Source organism: Halomonas sp. A29 (genome assembly GCF_046723295.1).
Lineage (GTDB): Bacteria > Pseudomonadota > Gammaproteobacteria > Pseudomonadales > Halomonadaceae > Halomonas.
Genome location: NZ_JAXQPR010000001.1, coordinates 538,419 through 559,010 on the forward strand (window position 1 = coordinate 538,419; position 20,592 = coordinate 559,010).

Here is a 20,592-nt window from a genome sequence, read left to right on the forward strand (position 1 = left end):
GCCCGCCAGCGTTGGCTGACGGGCTCTTCGCCTGAGCTATCGGGGTCAGCCCAGGTACTTGATCATCACCCCCGCAGCCACCGCCGAGCCGATGACGCCGGCCACGTTGGGCCCCATGGCGTGCATCAGCAGGAAGTTGTGCGGATTGGCCTCGAGACCCACCTTGTTGGAGACCCGCGCGGCCATGGGCACCGCCGAGACGCCGGCCGAGCCGATCAGCGGATTGATCGGCATGCGGCTCACCAGGTTCATCAGCTTCGCCATCAGCACGCCGGCCGCGGTACCGATGGCAAAGGCCACCATGCCCAGTCCCATGATGCCCAGCGTTTCCAGCGCCAGGAAGCTTTCGGCCATCAGCTTCGACCCTACGGCGAGGCCGAGCACGATGGTGACGATGTTGATCAGGGCGTTCTGGGCGGTATCGGTCAGCCGCTCCACCACGCCGCACTCGCGCATCAGGTTACCGAAGCAGAACATGCCCAGCAGCGGTGCCGCATCAGGCAGGAACAGCGCGACCAGCATCAGCAACAGCAGCGGGAACACGATCTTCTCCAGCTTCGAGACCGGCCGCAGCTGGGTCATGGCGATCGCACGCTCCTTGCGCGTGGTGAGCAGCCGCATGATCGGCGGCTGGATCATCGGCACCAGCGCCATGTAGGCGTAGGCAGCCACGGCGATGGCCCCCAGCAGCTCCGGCGCCAGTACGCTCGAGACATAGATCGAGGTCGGGCCGTCGGCGCCACCGATGATGCCGATGGCGGCGGCCTGCTGCAGAGAGAAATCCATCCAGCCCAGCGACGACAGCCCCACCGCCCCGAACAGGGTGGCAAAGATGCCGAACTGCGCTGCGGCGCCAAGGAACAGGGTCCGCGGGTTGGCCAGCAACGGACCGAAATCGGTCATCGCTCCCACGCCCATGAAGATCAGCAGCGGGGCAATGCCCGAGGCCACGGCAACGGAGTAGAAGACATAGAGCAAACCATCACCGTAGCCAACGTTCATGGCCACATCACGCGCGGCGCGGATCTGATCCGGCGCGGCACCGTTGTCGACTATCGCCTTGAGCGTAGCCCGCCACGCCTCTTCACCGGCTAGTGGGTCGAGGGTAGCGCCGAGCGCCATTGCCATCTGCTGCAACACTGCCGGACGCGCCACCTCGATGGCCTGGTCAAGCGCCGAGATGGCCAGCCCCGCCTCGGGAATGTTGGCCAGTATCCCGCTGAAGCCGATCGGTACCAGCAGCAGTGGCTCGAACTTCTTGTGGATGGCGAGATAGAGCAGCACCAGCCCCACGGCAATCATGACCGCCTGGCCCAGCGTCAGATTGTAGAGACCGGAACCCTCCCACAGGGTCAATAGCTTTTCCATGGTATTGGCCCTTAGAGCACGATCAGGGTGTCGCCGACGGTGACGCTATCGCCCTCACCGACCTTGACCTCGGAAACGGTGCCGGCGCTGGCGGCGCGCACTTCGGTCTCCATCTTCATGGCCTCGAGGATGATGACCACGTCACCCTCCTTGACCGCATCGCCCGGACGCACGTTGACCTTGAAGATGTTGCCGGCCAGCGGTGCATTGATGGTCTCGCCGGAGGAGGCCGGCGCGCTCTCGACAGATTGGGTAGCCGGCTGTTCCGATACGGCACCGATCTCGCCGCCCCCGGCGACCTCGACCACGTACTGCTTGCCATTGACCTTGACGGTGTAGGTCTCGGGTCCGGCGGGCGCACTGGCGCGGGCCGGCAACTTGCCCTCTACTCCGCCCTTCTGGGAAGCGACCGGCAGGTTGGCACTGGCCACCTCCTGACCCGGCGCCTGGGGAACCGGCTCGAAGGCATCAGGGTTATCACGATTCTTGAGGAACTTGAGCCCGATCTGCGGGAACAGTGCATAGGTCAGCACGTCGTCGATCTCGCGCTCGCCCTCGGCCAGACGGATGCCGTCGGCCTTGGCCTTTTCCCGGAGCTCGGCGGCAAGACGCTCCATCTCGGGCTCGAGCAGGTCGGCAGGACGGCAGGTAATCGGCTCGCCACCCTCGAGCACGCGGCTCTGCAGCTCCTTGTTGAACGGTGCCGGCGCAGCCCCATACTCGCCCTTGAGCAGCCCCTGGACCTCCTTGGAGATAGACTTGTAGCGCTCGCCCATCATCACGTTCATCACTGCCTGGGTGCCGACGATCTGGGAGGTGGGCGTGACCAGCGGGATGAAGCCCAGATCCTCGCGCACGCGAGGAATCTCACTCAGCACGTCGTCGAGCTTGTCGCCGGCGCCCTGCTCCTTGAGCTGGCCTTCCATGTTGGTGAGCATGCCGCCCGGCACCTGGGCGACCAGGATGCGTGAGTCGATGCCCTTCAGCGAGCCCTCGAAGGCGGCGTACTTCTTGCGCACCTCGCGGAAGTAGCCGGCGATGTCCTCGAGCAGTTCGAGATCGAGATTGGTGTCGCGATCGGTGCCCTTGAGGATGGCCACTACCGATTCGGTGGGACTGTGGCCGTAGGTCATCGACATCGAGGAAATGGCCGTATCGACGTTGTCGATACCGGCCTCGACCGCCTTGAGAATGGCGGCAGTGGACATGCCGGTGGTAGCGTGGCACTGCATGTGGATCGGGATCGACAGCGCCTTCTTCAGTCGCGTGACCAGCTCGTAGGCATCATAGGGCGCAAGCAGGCCTGCCATGTCCTTGATCGCCAGCGAGTCGGCGCCCATGTCGGCGATGGTCTCGGCCAACTCCACCCAGCTATCCAGCGTGTGCACCGGGCTCACGGTGTAGGAGATGGTGCCTTGGGCGTGGCCGCCCACGTCACGTACGGCCTTGATGGCACGCTCCAGGTTACGCGGGTCGTTCATGGCATCGAAGACGCGGAACACGTCGACGCCGTTGCGCTTGGCACGTTCGACGAACCGGTCGACCACGTCGTCGGCATAGTGGCGGTAGCCGAGCAGGTTCTGGCCACGCAGCAGCATCTGCTGCGGAGTGTTGGGCATGGCCTCCTTCAACGCCCGTATCCGCTCCCACGGATCTTCACCGAGATAGCGGATACAGGCGTCGAAGGTGGCACCACCCCAGGATTCCAGCGACCAGAAGCCGACGCGATCGAGCTTTTCGGCGATCGGTAGCATGTCGTCTAACCGCATGCGGGTGGCGAACAGCGACTGGTGGGCGTCGCGCAGTACGACGTCGGTGATGCCCAGCGGGCGCTTGATCTCACTCATGAAGATGAACCCCGTAGGTGGCGTGTTATGTAGTAATATGAGCCTTCGCAGCGCACGGTCAGCGGCGGTGGCGGCTGCGATAGCGATGAACGGCGGTGCTGATGACGGCCATCAGTTCGGCGTCATTCGCCCGTTCAGGAGTCGTCGCGGCCGGAGTGATGGCCGGGGGAACGGGAGCGGGGGCCAGACGGCGAATCACCGCTGACATCGCGAGGGTAGCCAGCACGAGAATCGTAAGAAAAACAAAAACGAACCCCATGCCGACCCCCATCAGGGCCAGACCGTCGAGTAGCAACTGCACGTCCTGCATACGCTCTCTCCCCAATTCCGTACGCGACCTGTTGAGAAACGGTCGCAAAAATGCCGGCAAGCGTTTAAAAGTTGGCCATATAAACTGCCACACTCTGGATATATTGCAAGCGCGTCATGGTGGAAGACAAAGTTGTTGCTTTACTACAAGGACGGATCGGACTCGCCCCCATGGAGGGTGTGATCGACGCCCACACTCGCGACCTGCTGACCCGCCGGCCCGGCTTCGACTGGACAGTGACGGAATTCGTCCGTGTCGTCGATGCGCGCCTGCCTCCGCGGGTCTTCCTGCGCCACTGCCCCGAGCTCGACGGGAACGTGACGACACCCTCGCATGTACCGGTGGTGCTGCAGCTGCTCGGCAGCGACCCAGCGGCGCTGGCGGCCAATGCCGTACAGGCGAGAAAGCTCGGCGCCCGCGCCATCGATCTCAATTTCGGCTGCCCGGCCAAGCTGGTCAACCGCCATGACGGTGGTGCCTCACTGCTGCGCGACCCGCGCCGCGTGCACGCCGTGGTAGCGGCGGTACATCAAGCCGTAGGCAGCGAGATACCGGTCACGGCCAAGATCCGCCTCGGCTTCTCGCACCGACGCCTGGCGCTCGATTGCGCCAAGGCAGCGGAAGACGGCGGCGCAACCCAGCTCGTCGTCCACGCTCGGACCCGCGACGAGGGCTACCGCCCTCCGGCCCACTGGGAGTGGATCGGTCGCATCCGCCGCCACCTGCGCATCCCGGTCGTCGCCAATGGCGACATCTGGAGCCTCGAGGACTACTGGAAAGCGCGCACACTATCCGGCTGTCGCGACGTCATGCTCGGACGCGGCGCCCTCGCCGACCCATGGCTGGCACCGCGCATTCGCCACTGGCTGGAGACCGGTGAACAACTTCCCACTACGCCCTGGCAGGTACGCGCCTCCACCCTTGCCGAGTTTGCTGCATTGCAGCGTAGCACACTTCCCGACCGCGTTGTCACTTCCCTGGTCAAGCAATGGCTCAGCCACATGCGCCAGCGCGATGCCGAAGCAGACCTGCGCTTCCAGGCGGTAAAACGCATCAATGACCTGGACACCCTGCTGGCCGGGCTCGCCTGCGAGCGCGAAGAACGGGGCCACAGCAGATTCGAGCCAGCCTGAACGCCGACGACACGGCCGAGCGGAAGCGCAGCAAGGGGCAAGTAAGGGAGGGAGAATAAAAAAGGGTGCCCTTGCATCGCGAGGACACCCAAACGATCGCGCCACCGGCATCATCCTGCGCCAGCTCGGCTAGTCGATACGTACACCCCTGCCGACTCGCAGAGGCCAGAAGCAGAAGACCCGCCCTCGAAACGAGGACGGGTCGAAATCTGGCGCGCCCGGGAGGATTCGAACCTCCGACCACCTGATTCGTAGTCAGGTACTCTATCCAGCTGAGCTACGGGCGCTGATGCAAGAAACACGCTCTTGCTATTGATGTCTTGCTTCGAACCGCACGACGAAGATCCACATTCAAACCCGAGTACTTCAAGCTCGAAACTCACTTCACCATTCGTGGCGCGCCCGGGAGGATTCGAACCTCCGACCACCTGATTCGTAGTCAGGTACTCTATCCAGCTGAGCTACGGGCGCATCATCACACTTCGAACAAGAACAACGTGTCGCATGGCGGAGAGGGAGGGATTCGAACCCTCGATGGGGCTATAAACCCCATACTCCCTTAGCAGGGGAGCGCCTTCAGCCACTCGGCCACCTCTCCCTCAACGACACGGCGCATATCCTATCGTTTCCGCGCCCCTTTGTCCAGCGTATTCAGCTATTTGTTCTTCACACCGAAACGGCCGGTAGACGGCGATCCCTTACGAAGAGGAGCTATTGCCCCCTTCATCGTCGGACTTTTCACGCTGAATGCGCTGGTAGATCTCTTCGCGATGTACGGCGACATCCTTGGGTGCATTGACGCCAATACGGACCTGATTGCCCTTGACTCCAAGGACGGTCACGGTGATGTCATCACCGATCATCAGCGTTTCCCCGACACGGCGGGTCAGGATGAGCATGACTGATCTCCTTCTCAGACGACTAGCAACGGGATGCGCGTCGATCCCCGACGCTTAGTTGCTGCTTGCATTATGTAACAATGAACCACTGTGCACCACCACCAACCCCACCATGACATCATGGAAGCGTTGAAGGGAAGCCGGGCCGCTCATCGCAGCAGACTCCCCCCAGCGTAGAACAGGCCTCACCTTCTAGTCGTCCGGATCTTGTTAAATTTCTTGTTGCTTGCCTTATTCGCTTTCGATGTCGCTCTTGTCCAAGCCGAAAGCGGTATGCAGGGCACGCACGGCGAGTTCCATCTGTTTCTCGTCGATCACCACGGAAATCTTGATTTCCGAGGTGGAGACCATACGGATATTGATGTTCTCGTCAGCCAGCACGCGGAACATCTTGGCGGCCACGCCCGCATGGGAGCGCATGCCTACACCAACCAGTGAAACCTTGGCGATGTTGTCGTCGCCATTGATCTCGCCACCACCGAGGTCGGGAATCACCTGCTCCTCGAGGATCTTCAGGGTCTTCTTGTAGTCGCCCTTGGCAACGGTGAAGGTGAAGTCGGTATAGTCGCCGGCCGGTGCCACGTTCTGCACGATCATATCGACTTCGATGTTGGCATCGGCGATCGGGCCCAGGATGCGCGAGGCCACGCCCGGAACGTCCGGCGTGTGCAGCAGGGTCAGCTTGGCCTCATTGGCGGTGAAAGCGATGCCTGAGATCAGCGGTTCTTCCATGGAGTCCTCGTCTTGGTCGGATTCAGCAACGATCAGGGTGCCGGGGCCATCCTCGAAACTGGACAGCACGCGCAGCGGGACATTGTACTTGCCGGCGAACTCCACCGAGCGGATCTGCAGCACCTTGGAGCCGAGGCTCGCCAGCTCCAGCATCTCCTCGACGGTAATGCTGTCGAGCCGCTGTGCCTTGGAGCATACCCGCGGGTCGGTGGTGTAGACCCCATCGACGTCGGTGTAGATCTGGCACTCGTCGGCACCCAGCGCCGCAGCCAGCGCCACCCCTGTGGTATCGGAACCGCCGCGGCCAAGGGTGGTGATGTTACCCTCTTCGTCGACCCCCTGGAAACCGGCCACCACGACGACCTTGCCCTCGTCCAGGTCGTCGCGCATCTCGTCGGTCTCGATACGCTGGATTCGTGCCTTGGTGTGAGCGCTGTCGGTGAGGATACCGACCTGGGAGCCGGTATAGGAGGTTGCCGGCACGCCAAGCTTGTGCAGGGCCAGCGCCAGCAGTGAAATGGTCACCTGCTCACCGGTGGAGACCAGCATGTCCATCTCCCGCGGGGTGGGCTCGTCGTTGATCTCGTTGGCCATGCCGATCAGGCGATTGGTCTCGCCGCTCATGGCGGAAACCACGACCACGACCTGATGGCCATCGTCACGGAAGCCCTTGACCTTCTCGGCCACAGCCTTGATGCGCTCCACGGAGCCCACCGAGGTACCGCCGAATTTCTGTACGTATAGTGCCATCTACGGTTTTCCCTCGCTTGTCGAGCGGAGCACGCTCGGATGAGTGAAAGTCGTTCAAAGTCAAAGGGCCGGGACATCACGGTCACCGGCCCTGTACGCCTTACTGAAGCTGCTGTTCTACCCAGGCGGGAACGCTCTCCAGAGCCGCCGGCAGGGCCGCCACGTCGCTGCCCCCGGCCTGGGCCATATCGGCACGTCCACCGCCCTTGCCGCCCACCTGAGAGGCGACGTGATTGACCAGCTCACCGGCCCTGACCTTGCCGGTCAGATCGTCGGTAACGCCAGCGATCAGACTCACCTTGCCAGCCTCGCTGTCGGTCACGCCGAGCACCACGATACCCGAGCCCAGCTTGTTCTTGAGCTGGTCGAGCACACCGCGCAGCTCCTTGGCGGAGACGCCCTCGAGCCGCGTGGCCAGCACCTTGATGCCGCCCACCTCGCGCGCCTGGCTGAGCATGTCGCTGCCAGCGGCGCTGGCCAGCTTGGCCTTGAGCCGTTCGAGTTCCTTCTCCAGGCTGCGGTTGCGCTCAACCAGCGACTCGACGCGCTCCTCGACCTGCTCCGGCTTGGCCTTGAGGCGCTCGCCGATGCGGCCCAGGCGGGCTTCCTGCTCGCGGAAATAACCCAGCGCCCCTTCCCCGGTAATCGCCTCGATGCGGCGCACGCCCGCGGCGATACCCTGCTCGCTGATGATATGGAAGCAGCCGATGTCGCCACTGCGGGCCACGTGAGTGCCGCCACACAGCTCGATGGAGAAGTCATCGGCGCCGATGGTCAGCACCCGCACGCTGTCGGCGTACTTGGCCTCGAACAGCGCCGCAGCGCCCCTGGCCTTGGCCTGGTCGAGGGTCATCTGCTCGATGCGGGTCGGCGCATTGGCGAGTATCTGCTCGTTGACCAGCCGCTCCACCTCGGCGAGCTGCTCTGCTGTCATCGCCTCGAAATGGCTGAAGTCGAAGCGCAGCCGCTCAGGCGTGACCAGCGAGCCCTTCTGCTGCACGTGATCGCCAAGCACCATGCGCAGCGCCTTGTGCATCAGGTGGGTGGCGGAGTGGTTGCGGATGGTGGCGCCACGCAGTTTGGCATCGACCTGCGGATGCACCTCGCCACCTACGTCGAGACGCCCCTCCAGCAGCACGCCGTGGTGCAGGTGGTGTCCGCCCTGCTTCTGGGTATCGGTGACCAGGAAGCGGCCGCCCTCGAAGTGCAGATAGCCAGTGTCGCCCACCTGGCCACCGGACTCGCCGTAGAAAGGCGTGCGGTCGAGCACCACGATGCCGCGCTGCTCGGGTTCGAGCGCCGCCAGCGCATTGCCTTCGCGATCGACGATGGCGGTGACGGTGGCGTTGTCTTCGAGCCGGTCGTAGCCGGTGAAGGCCGTCTCGCCTTCGAGCTCCAGTGCCGCAGCGTAGTCGGCGCCGAACTGGCTGGCCGCTCGCGCCCGCTCGCGCTGGGCTTCGAGCGCACGTTTGAAGCCGACTTCATCGAGAGTCACACCGCGCTCGCGACAGACATCGGCGGTCAGGTCGTAGGGGAAGCCGTAGGTGTCGTAGAGCTTGAACACCGTCTCGCCGGGCAGCACTTCGCCTTCGAGTTCGCCCAAGGCCTCCTCGAGCAGACCCATGCCGTGTTCCAGGGTGCGGGCGAACTGCTCCTCCTCCTTGAGCAGAATGCGCTCGATCTGGTGGCGCGCCTCACGCAGCTCCGGGTAGGCATCACCCATCTCGACGTCGAGCGCGCCGACCAGCTTGTGGAAGAAGTTATCCTTGGCGCCCAGCTTGTGGCCGTGGCGGATGGCGCGGCGGATGATCCGCCGCAGCACGTAGCCGCGCCCCTCGTTGGAGGGCAGCACGCCATCGGCGATGAGAAAGGCACAGGAGCGGATATGGTCGGCGATCACCCGCAGCGAAGGGTGGCGCGTGTCGGCATGGCCGGTACGCTGTGCCGCCGCCTGGAGCAGGTTCTGGAACAGGTCGATCTCGTAGTTGGAGTGAACGCCCTGCAGCACCGCCGCCACGCGCTCCAGCCCCATGCCGGTATCGATCGAGGGCTTGGGCAGTGGGTTTAGGTTGCCGGCCGCATCGCGATCGAACTGCATGAACACCAGGTTCCAGATCTCGATATAGCGGTCGCCGTCCTCCTCGGGGCTGCCGGGAGGCCCGCCCCATACCTCGGGACCGTGATCGTAGAAGATCTCCGAACAGGGCCCGCAGGGTCCGGTATCGCCCATCTGCCAGAAGTTGTCTTTCGCACCGATACGCGCGATACGCTCGCGCGGCACGCCGATTTCATCGGCCCAAATGCCGTAGGCCTCGTCATCTTCGGTAAACACCGTGACCCACAGCTTCTCGGCCGGCAGGCCCAGGCGCTCGGTGAGGAAGGTCCAAGCAAGGCGGATGGCGTCGCGCTTGAAGTAATCACCGAAGCTGAAGTTGCCCAGCATCTCGAAGAAAGTATGGTGGCGGGCGGTATAGCCGACGTTGTCCAGGTCGTTGTGCTTGCCGCCGGCGCGCACGCAGCGCTGGGACGAGGTCGCGCGTACGTAGGGGCGCGGGTCCTGGCCGAGGAAGACGTCCTTGAACGGCACCATGCCGGCATTGGTGAACAGCAGCGTCGGGTCGTTGCCCGGCACCAGGGAGCTCGACGGCACGATGGTGTGGCCGTGCTCTTCGAAGTAACTCAGAAAGGCCTGTCTGATGTCTGCGCTTTTCATGGCATATCCGTGGCGATGAGCGGGGTCACCCGACGGGCAGGCGCGCTCGGCAGCGTTTTGCATGGCCGAATTCGCACGCCTTGGCGTGTCAGGAGCGCCACCAAGGGCGTTCGCAAAGGGAGGCATTATAGCGCAGTTGTCAAGCGACTAAAGGGGAGGCGCTCACGCTCGACGTCATTCGACTGCGTCGAGACGCTCCAAGGCATGACGGATCTGTTCGAAACCGAAGCCGCGGGAGGCCAGGAAGCGCTCGCGTCGGGCGCGCTCGCGGGGGGATTCGCCGGGATGGGTGAAGCGCCGGGACAGCGCCTCGGCAGCCAGCTCGAACCAGTCGACCTCGCCTTCCTGCTCGGCCCCGGCCAGGGTCGTGGCGATCAGGGTGCGCTCGATGCCGCGCCGTTCAAGCTCGGCGCGCACCTTGAGCGGCCCCTGGCCGCGCGCTACGCGCGAGCGCAGGAAGCTCTCGGCAAAGCGCACGTCGGACTGCAACCCTTCGACAGTCAGTTCATCGAGGCAGGCGTCGACCGCCTCGGCGGGATGCCCCCGGAGAGAGAGCCGCTGCTCCAGCTCGGCGCGGGAATACTCGCGCCGTGCCAGCAGGCGGATGGCGTCGTCCCGCGGGGACGACGCACGCTCGGTGCCGGACGGTGCAGGCATGGCTTAGAGCAGGTCGTCCTCGCGCTCGGCCTCGGCGGCGACCGGCTCTTCGACCTCTTCCTTCGGGGTCGGGGCCGCGAGCAGCTGGGCACGAATCTGGCTCTCGATCTCCTCCATCACCGCCGGGTTGTCCTCGAGGAACTGGGCGGCGTTGGCCTTGCCCTGGCCGATCTTGTTGCCCTTGTAGCTGTACCAGGCACCCGCCTTGTCGACCAGGTTGCACTGCACGCCCAGGTCGATTACCTCCCCGGCATGGTAGATACCCTTGCCGTAGAGGATCTGGAACTCGGCCTGGCGGAACGGCGGCGCCACCTTGTTCTTCACCACCTTGACGCGGGTCTCGTTGCCGGTCACCTCGTCACCCTGCTTCACCGAGCCGGTACGCCGGATGTCCAGGCGCACGCTGGCGTAGAACTTGAGTGCGTTGCCACCGGTGGTGGTCTCGGGGCTGCCGAACATCACGCCGATCTTCATGCGGATCTGGTTGATGAACACCACCAGGCAGTTGGCGTTCTTGATGTGGCCGGTGATCTTGCGCAGCGCCTGGGACATCAGGCGTGCCTGCAGGCCGACATGGGAATCGCCCATCTCGCCTTCGATCTCGGCCCGCGGGGTGAGTGCCGCCACCGAGTCGATGATGATCACGTCGACACCGCCGGAGCGTACCAGCATGTCGCAGATTTCCAGCGCCTGCTCGCCGGTGTCCGGCTGCGAGACCAGCAGGTCATCGAGGTTGACGCCGAGCTTCTCGGCGTAGCTCGGGTCGAGCGCATGCTCGGCGTCGATGAAGGCGCAGGTCTTGCCCTGTTTCTGGGCCTCGGCGATCACCGACAGGGTCAGGGTGGTCTTGCCCGAGGACTCCGGCCCGAAGATCTCCACCACCCGGCCGAAGGGCAGGCCGCCGATACCGAGCGCGATGTCGAGCCCCAGCGAACCGGTGGAGACCGACGGCATCACCACCCGCGGCGCATCGCCCAGGCGCATCACGGTACCCTTGCCGAACTGGCGCTCGATCTGGGAAAGGGCGGCATTCAATGCCTTGGAACGATTTTCATCCTGTGCCATGAGGCTCTCCTCGCAGAACACGCTGACGCTTGCAGGTGCAAAATGGATGGCGGGCTGCCGATGGGGAGCTCGCCTGGACACTGTATGGTTGGACAGTAGTATGACGAAAAATTCGCCGCGCGACTAGCCACCCGACGAATACGAGCGCCTAGCCGGCTTCGAGATAGCGAATCAGCCCGACGATGGCCTCGCGTACCGCCCGTTCGCGCACCGCACGACGGTCTCCGGGAAACTGGAAACGCTCGGCCTGCTGGCTCGCTTCGCTGCCCCAGGCCAGCCACACGGTGCCCACCGGTTTCTCCGGCGTCCCACCATCGGGCCCGGCCACGCCACTGATCGCCACGCCGAGATTGGCCCCGCTGTCGCGGCAGGCGCCCGCCACCATGGCCTCCACCACCGCCTGACTGACGGCGCCGTGCTGGGCGATCAACGCCTCGGGAACGCCAAGCAGGCGCGCCTTGGCGGCATTGGAGTAGGTGACGTAGCCGGTCTCGAAGTAGTCCGAGCTGCCGGCTACCGAGGTGATTGCACTGGCCACCCCGCCGCCGGTACACGACTCGGCGGCAGTGACGTTCACGCCGCGCTCGCGGCAGCGCCGCCCGAGACGTTCGGCGAGCGTGGCGAGGTCGAGGTTGGCCAGGCTGGAAGCGCTATGAGGCATGGTATCGCTCCTTGTTCGAGAGGACCGGCGACAGGCGCCGGCCGCTTGTCCTGCAACTGCCTGCTACCATAGCGCATCCTTCCCCTCGGTACAGGCAGGGTGATAAACGACCCGCGCTTCAATCGCAGCCAACGGAAGAGCGCAGCCCGGGGAGGCGCGTTCCAACATGTCGACCACGGGCAGCGCGTGGTAACCTTGCCCTCTCCTATGCCCCGCACAACCGACGAGCCAGCCGAGAAAGCATGAACGACGCGGTCAAGACAGACGTGCCGAGCCATACCCCGATGATGGCCCAGTACCTCAGGATCAAGCGCGAGCACCCCGATGTGCTGCTGTTCTATCGCATGGGCGATTTCTACGAACTGTTCTTCGACGACGCCAAGCGTGCCGCCGCCCTGCTCGACATTACCCTGACCCAGCGCGGCCAGTCCGCGGGCAAGCCGATCCCCATGGCCGGCGTGCCCTACCACAGCGCCGAGGGGTACCTGGCGCGCCTGGTGAAGGCCGGCGAGTCGGTGGCAATCTGCGAGCAGTTCGGCGACCCCGCGACCAGCAAGGGGCCGGTGGAGCGCAAGGTGGTGCGCATCGTCACGCCCGGCACGCTCTACGACGAGGCGCTGCTCGACGCCCGCCGCGACAACCTGCTGGTGGCCGTGTATCCGGCCGAAAACTGCTGGGGCATCGCCTGGCTGGAACTCTCCAGCGGGCGTTTCAGCGTGCTCGAAGTGGAGGGCGAAGGCGACATGCTCGCCGAGCTCCAGCGCCTCGACCCCGCCGAACTGCTGGTGCCGGACAGCCTCTCGTTGCCGCCCAGCCTGGAGGGACGCCAGGGACTGCGTCGGCAGAGCGACTGGCTGTTCGATCTCGACAGTGCCACTCGCCTGCTGTGCGATCAGTTCCAGGTGCAGGACCTGCGCGGCTTCGGCTGTGCCCATCTGCAGGCCGCGCTCACCGCCGCCGGGGTGCTGGTGGAGTACGCCCGCGACACCCAGCGTTCGCGCCTGCCCCATGTCACCGCGCTGGGCGTGGAGAACCGCGACGATGCCGTGGTGATCGATGCCGCCAGTCGCCGCAACCTCGAGATCGACACCAACCTCGGCGGTAGCGGCGACAACACGCTGGCCAGCGTACTCGATACCACCGCCACCGCCATGGGCTCGCGGCTGCTCAAGCGTTGGCTCAACCGCCCCCTGCGCGACCGCGCCCAGGTCCAGGGGCGCCAGGCGGCGGTCGCCCTGCTGCTGGAGCGAGAGGGCTTCGTCGCTCTTCGCGAGCTGCTCAAGGCGATCGGCGACGTGGAGCGAATTCTCGCCCGGGTGGCGCTCTACAGCGCCCGCCCGCGCGACCTCGCCCGCCTGCGCGATGCCCTGCTGGTACTGCCTGACTTGCAGGGTGAACTTCAGGCCTACAGTGAAGGCACCGCGCTGGACGAGCTGGCCCACCACATCCGACCCTACCCGGCGCTTGCCGACATGCTCTCGCGCGGGCTGGTCGATAACCCGCCGGTGGTGATTCGCGATGGCGGTGTGATCCGCGAGGCCTTCGATGCCGAACTCGACGACTACCGCGGGCTGGCCGAGCATGCCGGCGACTACCTGGTCCAGCTCGAGGCCCGCGAGCGCGAGCGTACCGGCCTGGCCGGCCTCAAGGTAGGCTACAACCGGGTTCACGGCTACTACATCGAGATACCCCGCGCCCAGGCCCGTGAGGTGCCGGTCGACTACGTGCGCCGCCAGACGCTGAAGAACGCCGAGCGCTTCATCATTCCCGAACTCAAGGAGTTCGAAGACAAGGCACTGTCGGCCAAGTCCCGCGCGCTGGCTCGTGAGAAGCTGCTCTATGACGGCCTGCTCGACTCGCTCAACGCCGAACTCACCCCACTGCAGGGCACCGGTCGCGCGCTGGCCGCGCTGGACGTGCTGGCGGCCTTCGCCGAGCGTGCCCAGGCGCTCGGCTTCTCGCGCCCGCGTCTCGCCGAAGCGCCGGGCATCGAGATACGCGGCGGCCGCCACCCGGTGGTGGAACACGTCAGCGACACGCCTTTCGTGCCCAACGACCTGGTGCTCGACGAACACCGCCGCATGCTGGTCATCACCGGCCCCAACATGGGCGGCAAGTCGACTTACATGCGCCAGGCGGCGCTGATCACCCTGCTCGCCCATACCGGCAGTTTCGTCCCCGCCGACGAGGCCTGCATCGGCCCGGTGGACCGCATCTTCACCCGCATCGGCTCGTCGGACGACTTGGCCGGTGGGCGCTCCACCTTCATGGTCGAAATGACCGAGACCGCCAGCATTCTGCACAACGCCACCGACCACAGCCTGGTGCTGATGGACGAAATCGGTCGTGGCACCAGCACCTTCGACGGGCTATCGCTGGCCTGGGCCAGCGCCGAGCACCTGACCCGCTCGCGCGCCTTTACCCTGTTCGCCACCCACTACTTCGAGATGACCGCACTGGCCGACCAGGCCGAGGGCGTGGCCAACGTGCATCTTACCGCGGCCGAGCATCGCGATGGCATCGTGTTCATGCATCGTGTGGAAGAGGGCCCTGCCAGCCAGAGTTACGGCCTGCAGGTGGCCCAGCTGGCCGGCGTGCCGCAATCCGTCATCGCGCGAGCGCGGGACAAACTGGCGCAGCTCGAGCAGCAGGAAGTCGACCAGAGCAGCCGCAGCGGCGGCATTCCTCGAGCCGACGATGCCAAGCCGATGCAGAGCGATCTGTTCGCCACCGCCCCCCACCCGCTGCTTGATGCGCTGGTCAGCCTCGACCCGGATGGATTGACGCCGCGCCAGGCGCTGGAATTGATCTATGCCTGGCGTGAGCAACTCTAGTGAGCATGCGGCTTGCTCAGGCCTGTGGCCATGACTAGAATGAAGCGTCCAATTATTTCATCCTTATAAAAAGTTAGTTTTTTATAACTTTCAGGATTAAGACTGATACCGAACATCACCAACCGGGAAGGGCACGACCCGGCTGCGAGGAGGGAGACAGGCATGACCTTTGTCGTCACCGAAAACTGCATCAAGTGCAAGTACACCGACTGCGTCGAGGTCTGCCCGGTGGATTGCTTCTACGAGGGCCCCAACTTCCTGGTGATCCACCCGGACGAGTGCATCGACTGCGCCCTGTGCGAGCCGGAGTGCCCTGCCGAAGCGATCTTCTCCGAGGACGAGCTACCGGAAGGCCAGGAGGAGTTCATCGCTCTCAATGCGGAACTCTCGGAAGTGTGGCCCAATATCGCCGAGAAGAAGGACCCGCCGGCCGACGCCGAAGAGTGGGACGGCAAGCCCGGCAAGCTGCAGTATCTGGAGCGCTGACCCCCGGCTCCTCCCGCCTTGCCTGCGCCGAGTGCTCGAGTATTCGGCGCAGGCAAAAAAAAAGGCGACCCTAAGGTCGCCCGGCTCCCAGCATTTCCCTGGGCGGTTCCTTCCGCCCTCTCTCCTGTGGCAACGTCCATGCCCGGAGGCGACTTCCTGTCACACCGGGCGTGCCACGCAAAATAGCATCCCGTTGCGTCCTGCTGGAGAGCCTCCCGCTCTGCCTTGTCCCATGCGCATTCTGGCATTTTCGCCAAAGGACGCAAGCTGGCCTCAAGCAACTTCACGGCCTTTTCAAGGTTGACAGGAATTTCAATAAAATCTTTAAAAACATCAAGATAGCAGAAGGCCGACACCTTGAGTATCGGCCTTCCTTCACTCGAACAAGCTTAGATCGTCGCCTCTCTGTAGGCAATTTCCTACAAAAATGTCAGCGATATCGTCGGCTCGGCAGCCAGAACCATGCTTTTACTGCCCCTTGATCGCCGCGCGGCCCGGGTAGGAGACGCGATCGCCGAGCTGCTGTTCGATCACCAGCAGACGATTGTACTTGGCCACCCGGTCGGAACGGCACAGCGAGCCGGTCTTGATCTGGCCAGCCGAGGTGCCCACGGCCAGGTCGGCAATGGTGGTGTCCTCGGTCTCGCCACTGCGATGAGAGATCACCGCGGTGAAACCGGCATCCTGGGCCATCTTGATAGCATCCAGGGTTTCGGAGAGCGAGCCGATCTGGTTGAACTTGATCAGGATGGAGTTGCCGATCCGCTCGTCGATGCCACGCTTGAGGATCCGCGTGTTGGTGACGAACAGGTCGTCACCGACCAGTTGCACCTTGTCGCCGAGCTTCTCGGTCAGCGCTTTCCAACCGTCCCAGTCGGATTCGTCCATGCCATCCTCGATGGAGACGATCGGGTACTGGTCGCACAGTTCAGCCAGGTAATCGACGAAGCCATGGGCATCGAAGGACTTGCCCTCGCCGGAGAGGCTGTACTGGCCGTCCCTGTAGAATTCGGAGGAGGCGCAGTCCAGCGCCAGGGTCACGTCGCGACCGAGCTCGTAGCCGGCATCGGCAACCGCCTGCTTGATCACCGCCAGCGCCTCGGCGTTGGATTCAAGGTTGGGGGCGAAGCCACCCTCATCGCCTACGGCAGTCGCCAGCCCGCGCGCGGAAAGCACCTTCTTCAGGGCGTGGAAGATCTCGGCGCCGACACGCAGGGCCTCGCGGAAGTTCGCCGCGCCCACTGGCTGAACCATGAACTCCTGGATGTCGACATTATTGTCGGCATGCTCACCGCCGTTGAGGATGTTCATCATCGGCACCGGCATGCTGTACTGCCCCGGCTGGCCGTAGAGCTCGGCAATGTGCGCGTAGAGCGGCACGCCCTTGGCGTTGGCTGCCGCCTTGGCTGCCGCCAATGACACGGCGAGGATGGCATTGGCGCCGAACTTGGCCTTGTTGTCGGTACCGTCGAGTTCGATCATGGCATTGTCGAGGCCACGCTGGTCGCGGGCATCCATGCCGACGAGACGCTCGCGGATGGTGCCGTTGACGGCCTCCACCGCCTTCAGCACGCCCTTGCCCAGGTAGCGCGACTTGTCGCCGTCGCGCAGTTCCAGGGCCTCGCGCGAGCCGGTGGAGGCACCACTCGGGGCGCAGGCTACGCCCACGGCGCCGCTCTCCAGGCGTACTTCGGCCTGAACGGTGGGGTTGCCGCGGGAATCGAGCACCTCGAGGGCGTGGATTTCGACAATCTTGGTCATCTCTGTCGTCCTTTCATTCAGTCAGCGTTGATTGAGTCGATGGGGTACCGCTTTATTGATCGGTTTATTCGATGGACAGGGTCGCAAAGCCCTTTACCAGTTCGTCGAGTGCCTTCACCTGAGCCAGGAAGGGCTCGAGCTGATCCAGCGGCAGCGCGCAGGGACCGTCGCACAGGGCGTTGTCCGGGTCCGGGTGGGCTTCGAGGAACAGCCCCGCCAGCCCCACGGCAACCCCCGCCCGCGCCAGCTCGGCCACCTGCTGGCGCCGTCCGCCAGCGCTGTCGGCACGCCCCCCCGGGCGTTGCAGGGCATGGGTGACGTCGAAGAAGACCGGGCAGCCGGTCTGCTTCATGTCGCCGAAGCCGAGCATGTCGACCACGAGGTTATTGTATCCGAAGCTCGACCCGCGCTCGCAAAGCAGCAGGCGGTCGTTGCCGGCCTCCTCGCACTTGCGAATGATGTGGCGCATCTCGTGGGGCGCCAGGAACTGCGGCTTCTTGATGTTGATCACCGCACCGGTCCTGGCCATGGCCACCACCAGGTCGGTCTGGCGCGCCAGGAAGGCCGGCAGTTGGATGATGTCGGCCACCTCGGCCACTGGCTCGGCCTGCCACGGCTCGTGGACATCGGTGATGATCGGCACGCCGAAGCGCGACTTCACCTCGGCGAGGATCTCGATCCCCTTCTCCAGGCCTGGGCCACGAAAGGAGTGGATGGAGCTGCGGTTGGCCTTGTCGAAGCTGGCCTTGAACACGTAGGGCATGCCCAGCCGGCCGGTCGCTTCGACGTAGGCCTCGGCCACCTCGAGGGCGAGCTCGCGGGACTCCAGCACGTTCATGCCACCGAGCAGCATGAGCGGCAAAGAATTGCCGGCGGTAAGGCCGGCAACGGAGACATGACGTTCGGGGGTGGATGGGGTCATGACAGCCATGGGCCTCACTCCTGATGCGAAGTCAGTGCGCGGGTGCGCGCCGCCTTGTGCTCCAACGCCGCGTTGACGAAACCGGTGAACAGCGGATGGCCGTCGCGCGGTGTGGAGGTGAATTCGGGATGGAACTGGCAGGCCACGAACCACGGATGGTCGGGCAGTTCGATCATCTCCACCAGGGAGTTATCGACGCTCTTGCCGGAAACCACCAGGCCGGCCTTCTCCAGCGCCTCGACGAACTGGTTGTTGACCTCGAAGCGGTGGCGGTGACGCTCGACGATCTCGTCGTTGCCGTAGGCCTCGCGTGCTCGGGTACCGGGCTCAAGGTGGCAGACCTGGCCACCCAGGCGCATGGTGCCGCCTAGATCCGAAGCCTCGTCGCGCAGCTCGATCTTGCCCTCGGGGTTGATCCACTCGGTGATCAGGCCCACCACCGGGTGCTGGGTGTCGTGGGTGAACTCGGTGGAGTTGGCATCCGTCCAGCCGGCAATGTTGCGGGCGAACTCGATCACCGCCACCTGCATACCGAGACAGATCCCCAGGTAGGGAATGTCGTTCTCGCGAGCATAGCGGGCAGTCTCGATCTTGCCTTCCACACCACGCTCGCCGAACCCCCCGGGCACCAGGATCGCATCCTTGCCCGCCAGGCGCTCGGTGCCGTGACGCTCGATATCTTCGGAGTCGATATAGTCGACGTTGACCTTCACCCGGGTCTGGATACCGGCGTGGATCAAGGCCTCGTTGAGCGACTTGTAGGCGTCGAGCAGCTCCATGTACTTGCCGACCATGGCGATGTTGATCGACTTGAGCGGGTTGAGCTTGGCGTCGAGCACATGAACCCACTCGGTCAGGTCGGCCGGCGCGGCCTCGAGGCGCAGCTTGTCGCAGACGATCTCATCGAGGCCGTGCTCATGCAGCATCAGCGGAATGCGATAGATGGTGTCGGCGTCCTGCAGCGGAATGACCGCGCGCTCCTCGACGTTGGTGAACAGCGCGATCTTGCGCCGCTCAGTCTCCTCGAGCTCCACTTCGCTGCGGCAGATCAGGATGTCGGGCTGGATACCGATGGAGCGCAGCTCCTTGACGCTGTGCTGGGTCGGCTTGGTCTTGGTCTCGCCGGCGGTCTTGATGTAGGGCACCAGCGTCAAGTGCATGAAAATTGCCCGGCTGGCGCCAAGCTCACTTCGGATCTGGCGGATCGACTCGAGGAACGGCAGCGACTCGATGTCACCCACGGTACCGCCGATTTCCACCAGGGTCACGTCGAAGCCCTCACCACCGGCATAGACACGGCGCTTGATCTCGTCGGTGATGTGTGGAATCACCTGCACGGTGCCACCCAGGTAGTCGCCGCGCCGCTCGCGGCGCAGCACGTGCTCGTAGACGCGGCCAGTGGTGAAGTTGTTACCTTGGGTCATCTTGGTGCGGATGAAGCGCTCGTAGTGGCCCAGATCGAGGTCGGTCTCGGCGCCATCTTCGGTGACGAACACCTCGCCGTGCTGGAACGGGCTCATGGTGCCCGGATCCACGTTGATGTAGGGATCGAGCTTGAGCATGGTGACCTTGAGGCCGCGCGCCTCGAGTATCGCCGCCAGCGAGGCCGACGCGATGCCCTTGCCGAGAGAGGACACAACGCCGCCGGTCACGAAGATATATCGTGTCATGGAGAACCTGTCGAAACGTGATCATGAGGCACGACAGAAAGCCGCGCCAGGATGGGACGACAGCGTAGCAGATTACGACCAATGGCTCAATTTTGCCGCCGAGCTGATGCCCTGGTCACAACCACCACTGCGCGGTGCCGCCACCCAGCGGGTCACACAAAGGACGTGAGACCCGGGCGATGCGCGCCACTGCTGCGTCGTGCTCGGCTGGGTCAGCCCTCAGCAAGTCGAGCTCATGCTGATCCTCCGGGTAGGCCGCCAGCAGCAGGAAGTCGTCGCTCGACTCCAGATGACAGTGACCGGTACCCGCCGGCAACACCAACGCGTCGCCGGTGTGCAGATCCAGATCGCTGCCACCCTCGCCACCCAGGCGCAGCCGCCCCCAGCCCGAGAGAACGCCGAAGGCTTCATGAGCGATGGAGTGGTAGTGGTGATAGTCGTAGACGCCGCCGCGCCAGCTCGGCCGCCAGCCGTAGGCGCTGAACAGCCGCTCGAAGCGCTCGGCGATGGCTTCGCGGCCGAGTACGGGATTCACGCCTCGCGAGCGAAAGGCCAGCGTCGCCAGCCGGCTGTTGGGTATGCGCCCGTCGTCGGCAAAGCTCAGTCGCTCCGGGACAACCGGCCCGCCCTGCGCATCGGCAAGCCCCAGATCCATTCGCGTTTCGTCCATGTTCGCACCTCGCCGGAATGTACCTGCTCAAAGCCTAGAACCTGCCGAGGGTCTGGAAAAGGACAGCGCAGGATAAAAACGCCCCGGCACATTGGCCGGGGCGAATCGTTGGAG

At 64.4% G+C, this 20,592-nt stretch carries 16 protein-coding genes and 3 tRNA genes; 3 read left to right on the plus strand and 16 right to left on the minus strand.

The genetic code is table 11. The annotated features are described in order from the left end of the window. Positions 1 to 45 precede the first annotated feature (45 nt). The 3 genes from SPH52_RS02640 to SPH52_RS02650 are packed head-to-tail and all read right to left on the minus strand — an operon-like array spanning position 46 to position 3,525. Complete coding sequence (locus tag SPH52_RS02640; RefSeq protein WP_411793448.1) at positions 46 to 1,368, minus strand: sodium ion-translocating decarboxylase subunit beta; 1,323 nt, start codon at positions 1,366 to 1,368, stop codon at positions 46 to 48. Between the two features lie 11 nt (positions 1,369 to 1,379). Next, positions 1,380 to 3,215: a sodium-extruding oxaloacetate decarboxylase subunit alpha gene (oadA, locus tag SPH52_RS02645; protein ID WP_411793449.1), complete on the minus strand. Its 1,836-nt coding sequence runs from the start codon at positions 3,213 to 3,215 to the stop codon at positions 1,380 to 1,382. Positions 3,216 to 3,273: 58 nt separating this feature from the next. Then, complete coding sequence (locus tag SPH52_RS02650) at positions 3,274 to 3,525, minus strand: OadG family protein (RefSeq protein WP_411793450.1); 252 nt, start codon at positions 3,523 to 3,525, stop codon at positions 3,274 to 3,276. Between the two features lie 170 nt (positions 3,526 to 3,695). Between SPH52_RS02650 and SPH52_RS02655 the strand changes: the two genes are divergently transcribed. Further along, positions 3,696 to 4,658 carry a tRNA dihydrouridine synthase gene (locus SPH52_RS02655; protein ID WP_411793451.1) on the plus strand — a complete coding sequence of 321 codons (963 nt, stop codon included), beginning with the start codon at positions 3,696 to 3,698 and terminating at the stop codon, positions 4,656 to 4,658. 210 nt (positions 4,659 to 4,868) lie between these two features. On the opposite strand, the gene SPH52_RS02660 is transcribed toward SPH52_RS02655, so the two are convergent. From SPH52_RS02660 to SPH52_RS02700, 9 genes are all read right to left on the minus strand, one after another. Continuing rightward, a tRNA-Arg gene (locus SPH52_RS02660) sits at positions 4,869 to 4,945 on the minus strand. 107 nt (positions 4,946 to 5,052) lie between these two features. After that, positions 5,053 to 5,129 (minus strand) — tRNA-Arg (locus SPH52_RS02665). A gap of 34 nt (positions 5,130 to 5,163) precedes the next feature. Further along, positions 5,164 to 5,256, minus strand: a tRNA-Ser gene (locus SPH52_RS02670). Between the two features lie 100 nt (positions 5,257 to 5,356). Beyond that, complete coding sequence (gene csrA / locus SPH52_RS02675; RefSeq protein WP_411793452.1) at positions 5,357 to 5,557, minus strand: carbon storage regulator CsrA; 201 nt, start codon at positions 5,555 to 5,557, stop codon at positions 5,357 to 5,359. Between the two features lie 231 nt (positions 5,558 to 5,788). Continuing rightward, complete coding sequence (locus SPH52_RS02680; RefSeq protein WP_411793453.1) at positions 5,789 to 7,039, minus strand: aspartate kinase; 1,251 nt, start codon at positions 7,037 to 7,039, stop codon at positions 5,789 to 5,791. A 100-nt stretch (positions 7,040 to 7,139) separates the two neighbouring features. Further along, entirely contained in the window at positions 7,140 to 9,752 is a 2,613-nt protein-coding gene (alaS, locus tag SPH52_RS02685) for an alanine--tRNA ligase (protein ID WP_411793454.1), read from the minus strand. Positions 9,753 to 9,926: 174 nt separating this feature from the next. Beyond that, positions 9,927 to 10,409 (minus strand): regulatory protein RecX, encoded by a 483-nt coding sequence (locus SPH52_RS02690; protein WP_411793455.1) that lies wholly within the window; start codon positions 10,407 to 10,409, stop codon positions 9,927 to 9,929. Positions 10,410 to 10,412: 3 nt separating this feature from the next. Beyond that, positions 10,413 to 11,474 (minus strand): recombinase RecA, encoded by a 1,062-nt coding sequence (recA, locus tag SPH52_RS02695; RefSeq protein ID WP_411793456.1) that lies wholly within the window; start codon positions 11,472 to 11,474, stop codon positions 10,413 to 10,415. Between the two features lie 148 nt (positions 11,475 to 11,622). Then, complete coding sequence (locus SPH52_RS02700) at positions 11,623 to 12,135, minus strand: CinA family protein (RefSeq protein WP_411793457.1); 513 nt, start codon at positions 12,133 to 12,135, stop codon at positions 11,623 to 11,625. A 242-nt stretch (positions 12,136 to 12,377) separates the two neighbouring features. Between SPH52_RS02700 and mutS the strand changes: the two genes are divergently transcribed. Together mutS and fdxA are read left to right on the plus strand one after the other, a co-directional pair. Next, positions 12,378 to 14,969, plus strand: coding sequence for a DNA mismatch repair protein MutS (mutS, locus tag SPH52_RS02705; protein WP_411793458.1), 2,592 nt, complete (start codon positions 12,378 to 12,380; stop codon positions 14,967 to 14,969). Between the two features lie 162 nt (positions 14,970 to 15,131). Continuing rightward, entirely contained in the window at positions 15,132 to 15,455 is a 324-nt protein-coding gene (gene fdxA, locus SPH52_RS02710; RefSeq protein ID WP_010630102.1) for a ferredoxin FdxA, read from the plus strand. 468 nt (positions 15,456 to 15,923) lie between these two features. On the opposite strand, the gene eno is transcribed toward fdxA, so the two are convergent. The 4 genes from eno to SPH52_RS02730 form a co-directional block, all read right to left on the minus strand. Next, positions 15,924 to 17,216 (minus strand): phosphopyruvate hydratase, encoded by a 1,293-nt coding sequence (gene eno / locus SPH52_RS02715; RefSeq protein WP_411793459.1) that lies wholly within the window; start codon positions 17,214 to 17,216, stop codon positions 15,924 to 15,926. Positions 17,217 to 17,280: 64 nt separating this feature from the next. After that, the gene (gene kdsA, locus SPH52_RS02720; RefSeq protein WP_411793599.1) at positions 17,281 to 18,138 is read right to left on the minus strand and encodes a 3-deoxy-8-phosphooctulonate synthase; all 858 of its coding nucleotides are present in this window, start codon (positions 18,136 to 18,138) and stop codon (positions 17,281 to 17,283) included. Positions 18,139 to 18,152: 14 nt separating this feature from the next. Next, on the minus strand, positions 18,153 to 19,808 hold the full coding sequence (locus SPH52_RS02725) for a CTP synthase (protein WP_411793460.1): 1,656 nt from the start codon (positions 19,806 to 19,808) through the stop codon (positions 18,153 to 18,155). A 115-nt stretch (positions 19,809 to 19,923) separates the two neighbouring features. Beyond that, a complete protein-coding gene (locus tag SPH52_RS02730) occupies positions 19,924 to 20,478 on the minus strand; it encodes a cupin domain-containing protein (protein WP_411793461.1) in 555 nt (184 codons plus the stop codon). Positions 20,479 to 20,592 lie beyond the last annotated feature (114 nt).

Bases quoted from the DNA above. Each gene is read 5' to 3' on its own strand.
- SPH52_RS02650 (WP_411793450.1), bottom strand. From the start codon at position 3,525: ATGCAGGACGTGCAGTTGCTACTCGACGGTCTGGCCCTGATGGGGGTC.
- fdxA (WP_010630102.1), top strand. From the start codon at position 15,132: ATGACCTTTGTCGTCACCGAAAACTGCATCAAGTGCAAGTACACCGAC.
- SPH52_RS02680 (WP_411793453.1), bottom strand. From the start codon at position 7,039: ATGGCACTATACGTACAGAAATTCGGCGGTACCTCGGTGGGCTCCGTG.
- SPH52_RS02655 (WP_411793451.1), top strand. From the start codon at position 3,696: ATGGAGGGTGTGATCGACGCCCACACTCGCGACCTGCTGACCCGCCGG.
- oadA (WP_411793449.1), bottom strand. From the start codon at position 3,215: ATGAGTGAGATCAAGCGCCCGCTGGGCATCACCGACGTCGTACTGCGC.
- eno (WP_411793459.1), bottom strand. From the start codon at position 17,216: ATGACCAAGATTGTCGAAATCCACGCCCTCGAGGTGCTCGATTCCCGC.
- alaS (WP_411793454.1), bottom strand. From the start codon at position 9,752: ATGAAAAGCGCAGACATCAGACAGGCCTTTCTGAGTTACTTCGAAGAG.
- kdsA (WP_411793599.1), bottom strand. From the start codon at position 18,138: ATGACCCCATCCACCCCCGAACGTCATGTCTCCGTTGCCGGCCTTACC.
- SPH52_RS02640 (WP_411793448.1), bottom strand. From the start codon at position 1,368: ATGGAAAAGCTATTGACCCTGTGGGAGGGTTCCGGTCTCTACAATCTG.
- csrA (WP_411793452.1), bottom strand. From the start codon at position 5,557: ATGCTCATCCTGACCCGCCGTGTCGGGGAAACGCTGATGATCGGTGAT.
- recA (WP_411793456.1), bottom strand. From the start codon at position 11,474: ATGGCACAGGATGAAAATCGTTCCAAGGCATTGAATGCCGCCCTTTCC.
- SPH52_RS02725 (WP_411793460.1), bottom strand. From the start codon at position 19,808: ATGACACGATATATCTTCGTGACCGGCGGCGTTGTGTCCTCTCTCGGC.
- SPH52_RS02730 (WP_411793461.1), bottom strand. From the start codon at position 20,478: ATGGACGAAACGCGAATGGATCTGGGGCTTGCCGATGCGCAGGGCGGG.
- mutS (WP_411793458.1), top strand. From the start codon at position 12,378: ATGAACGACGCGGTCAAGACAGACGTGCCGAGCCATACCCCGATGATG.
- SPH52_RS02700 (WP_411793457.1), bottom strand. From the start codon at position 12,135: ATGCCTCATAGCGCTTCCAGCCTGGCCAACCTCGACCTCGCCACGCTC.
- SPH52_RS02690 (WP_411793455.1), bottom strand. From the start codon at position 10,409: ATGCCTGCACCGTCCGGCACCGAGCGTGCGTCGTCCCCGCGGGACGAC.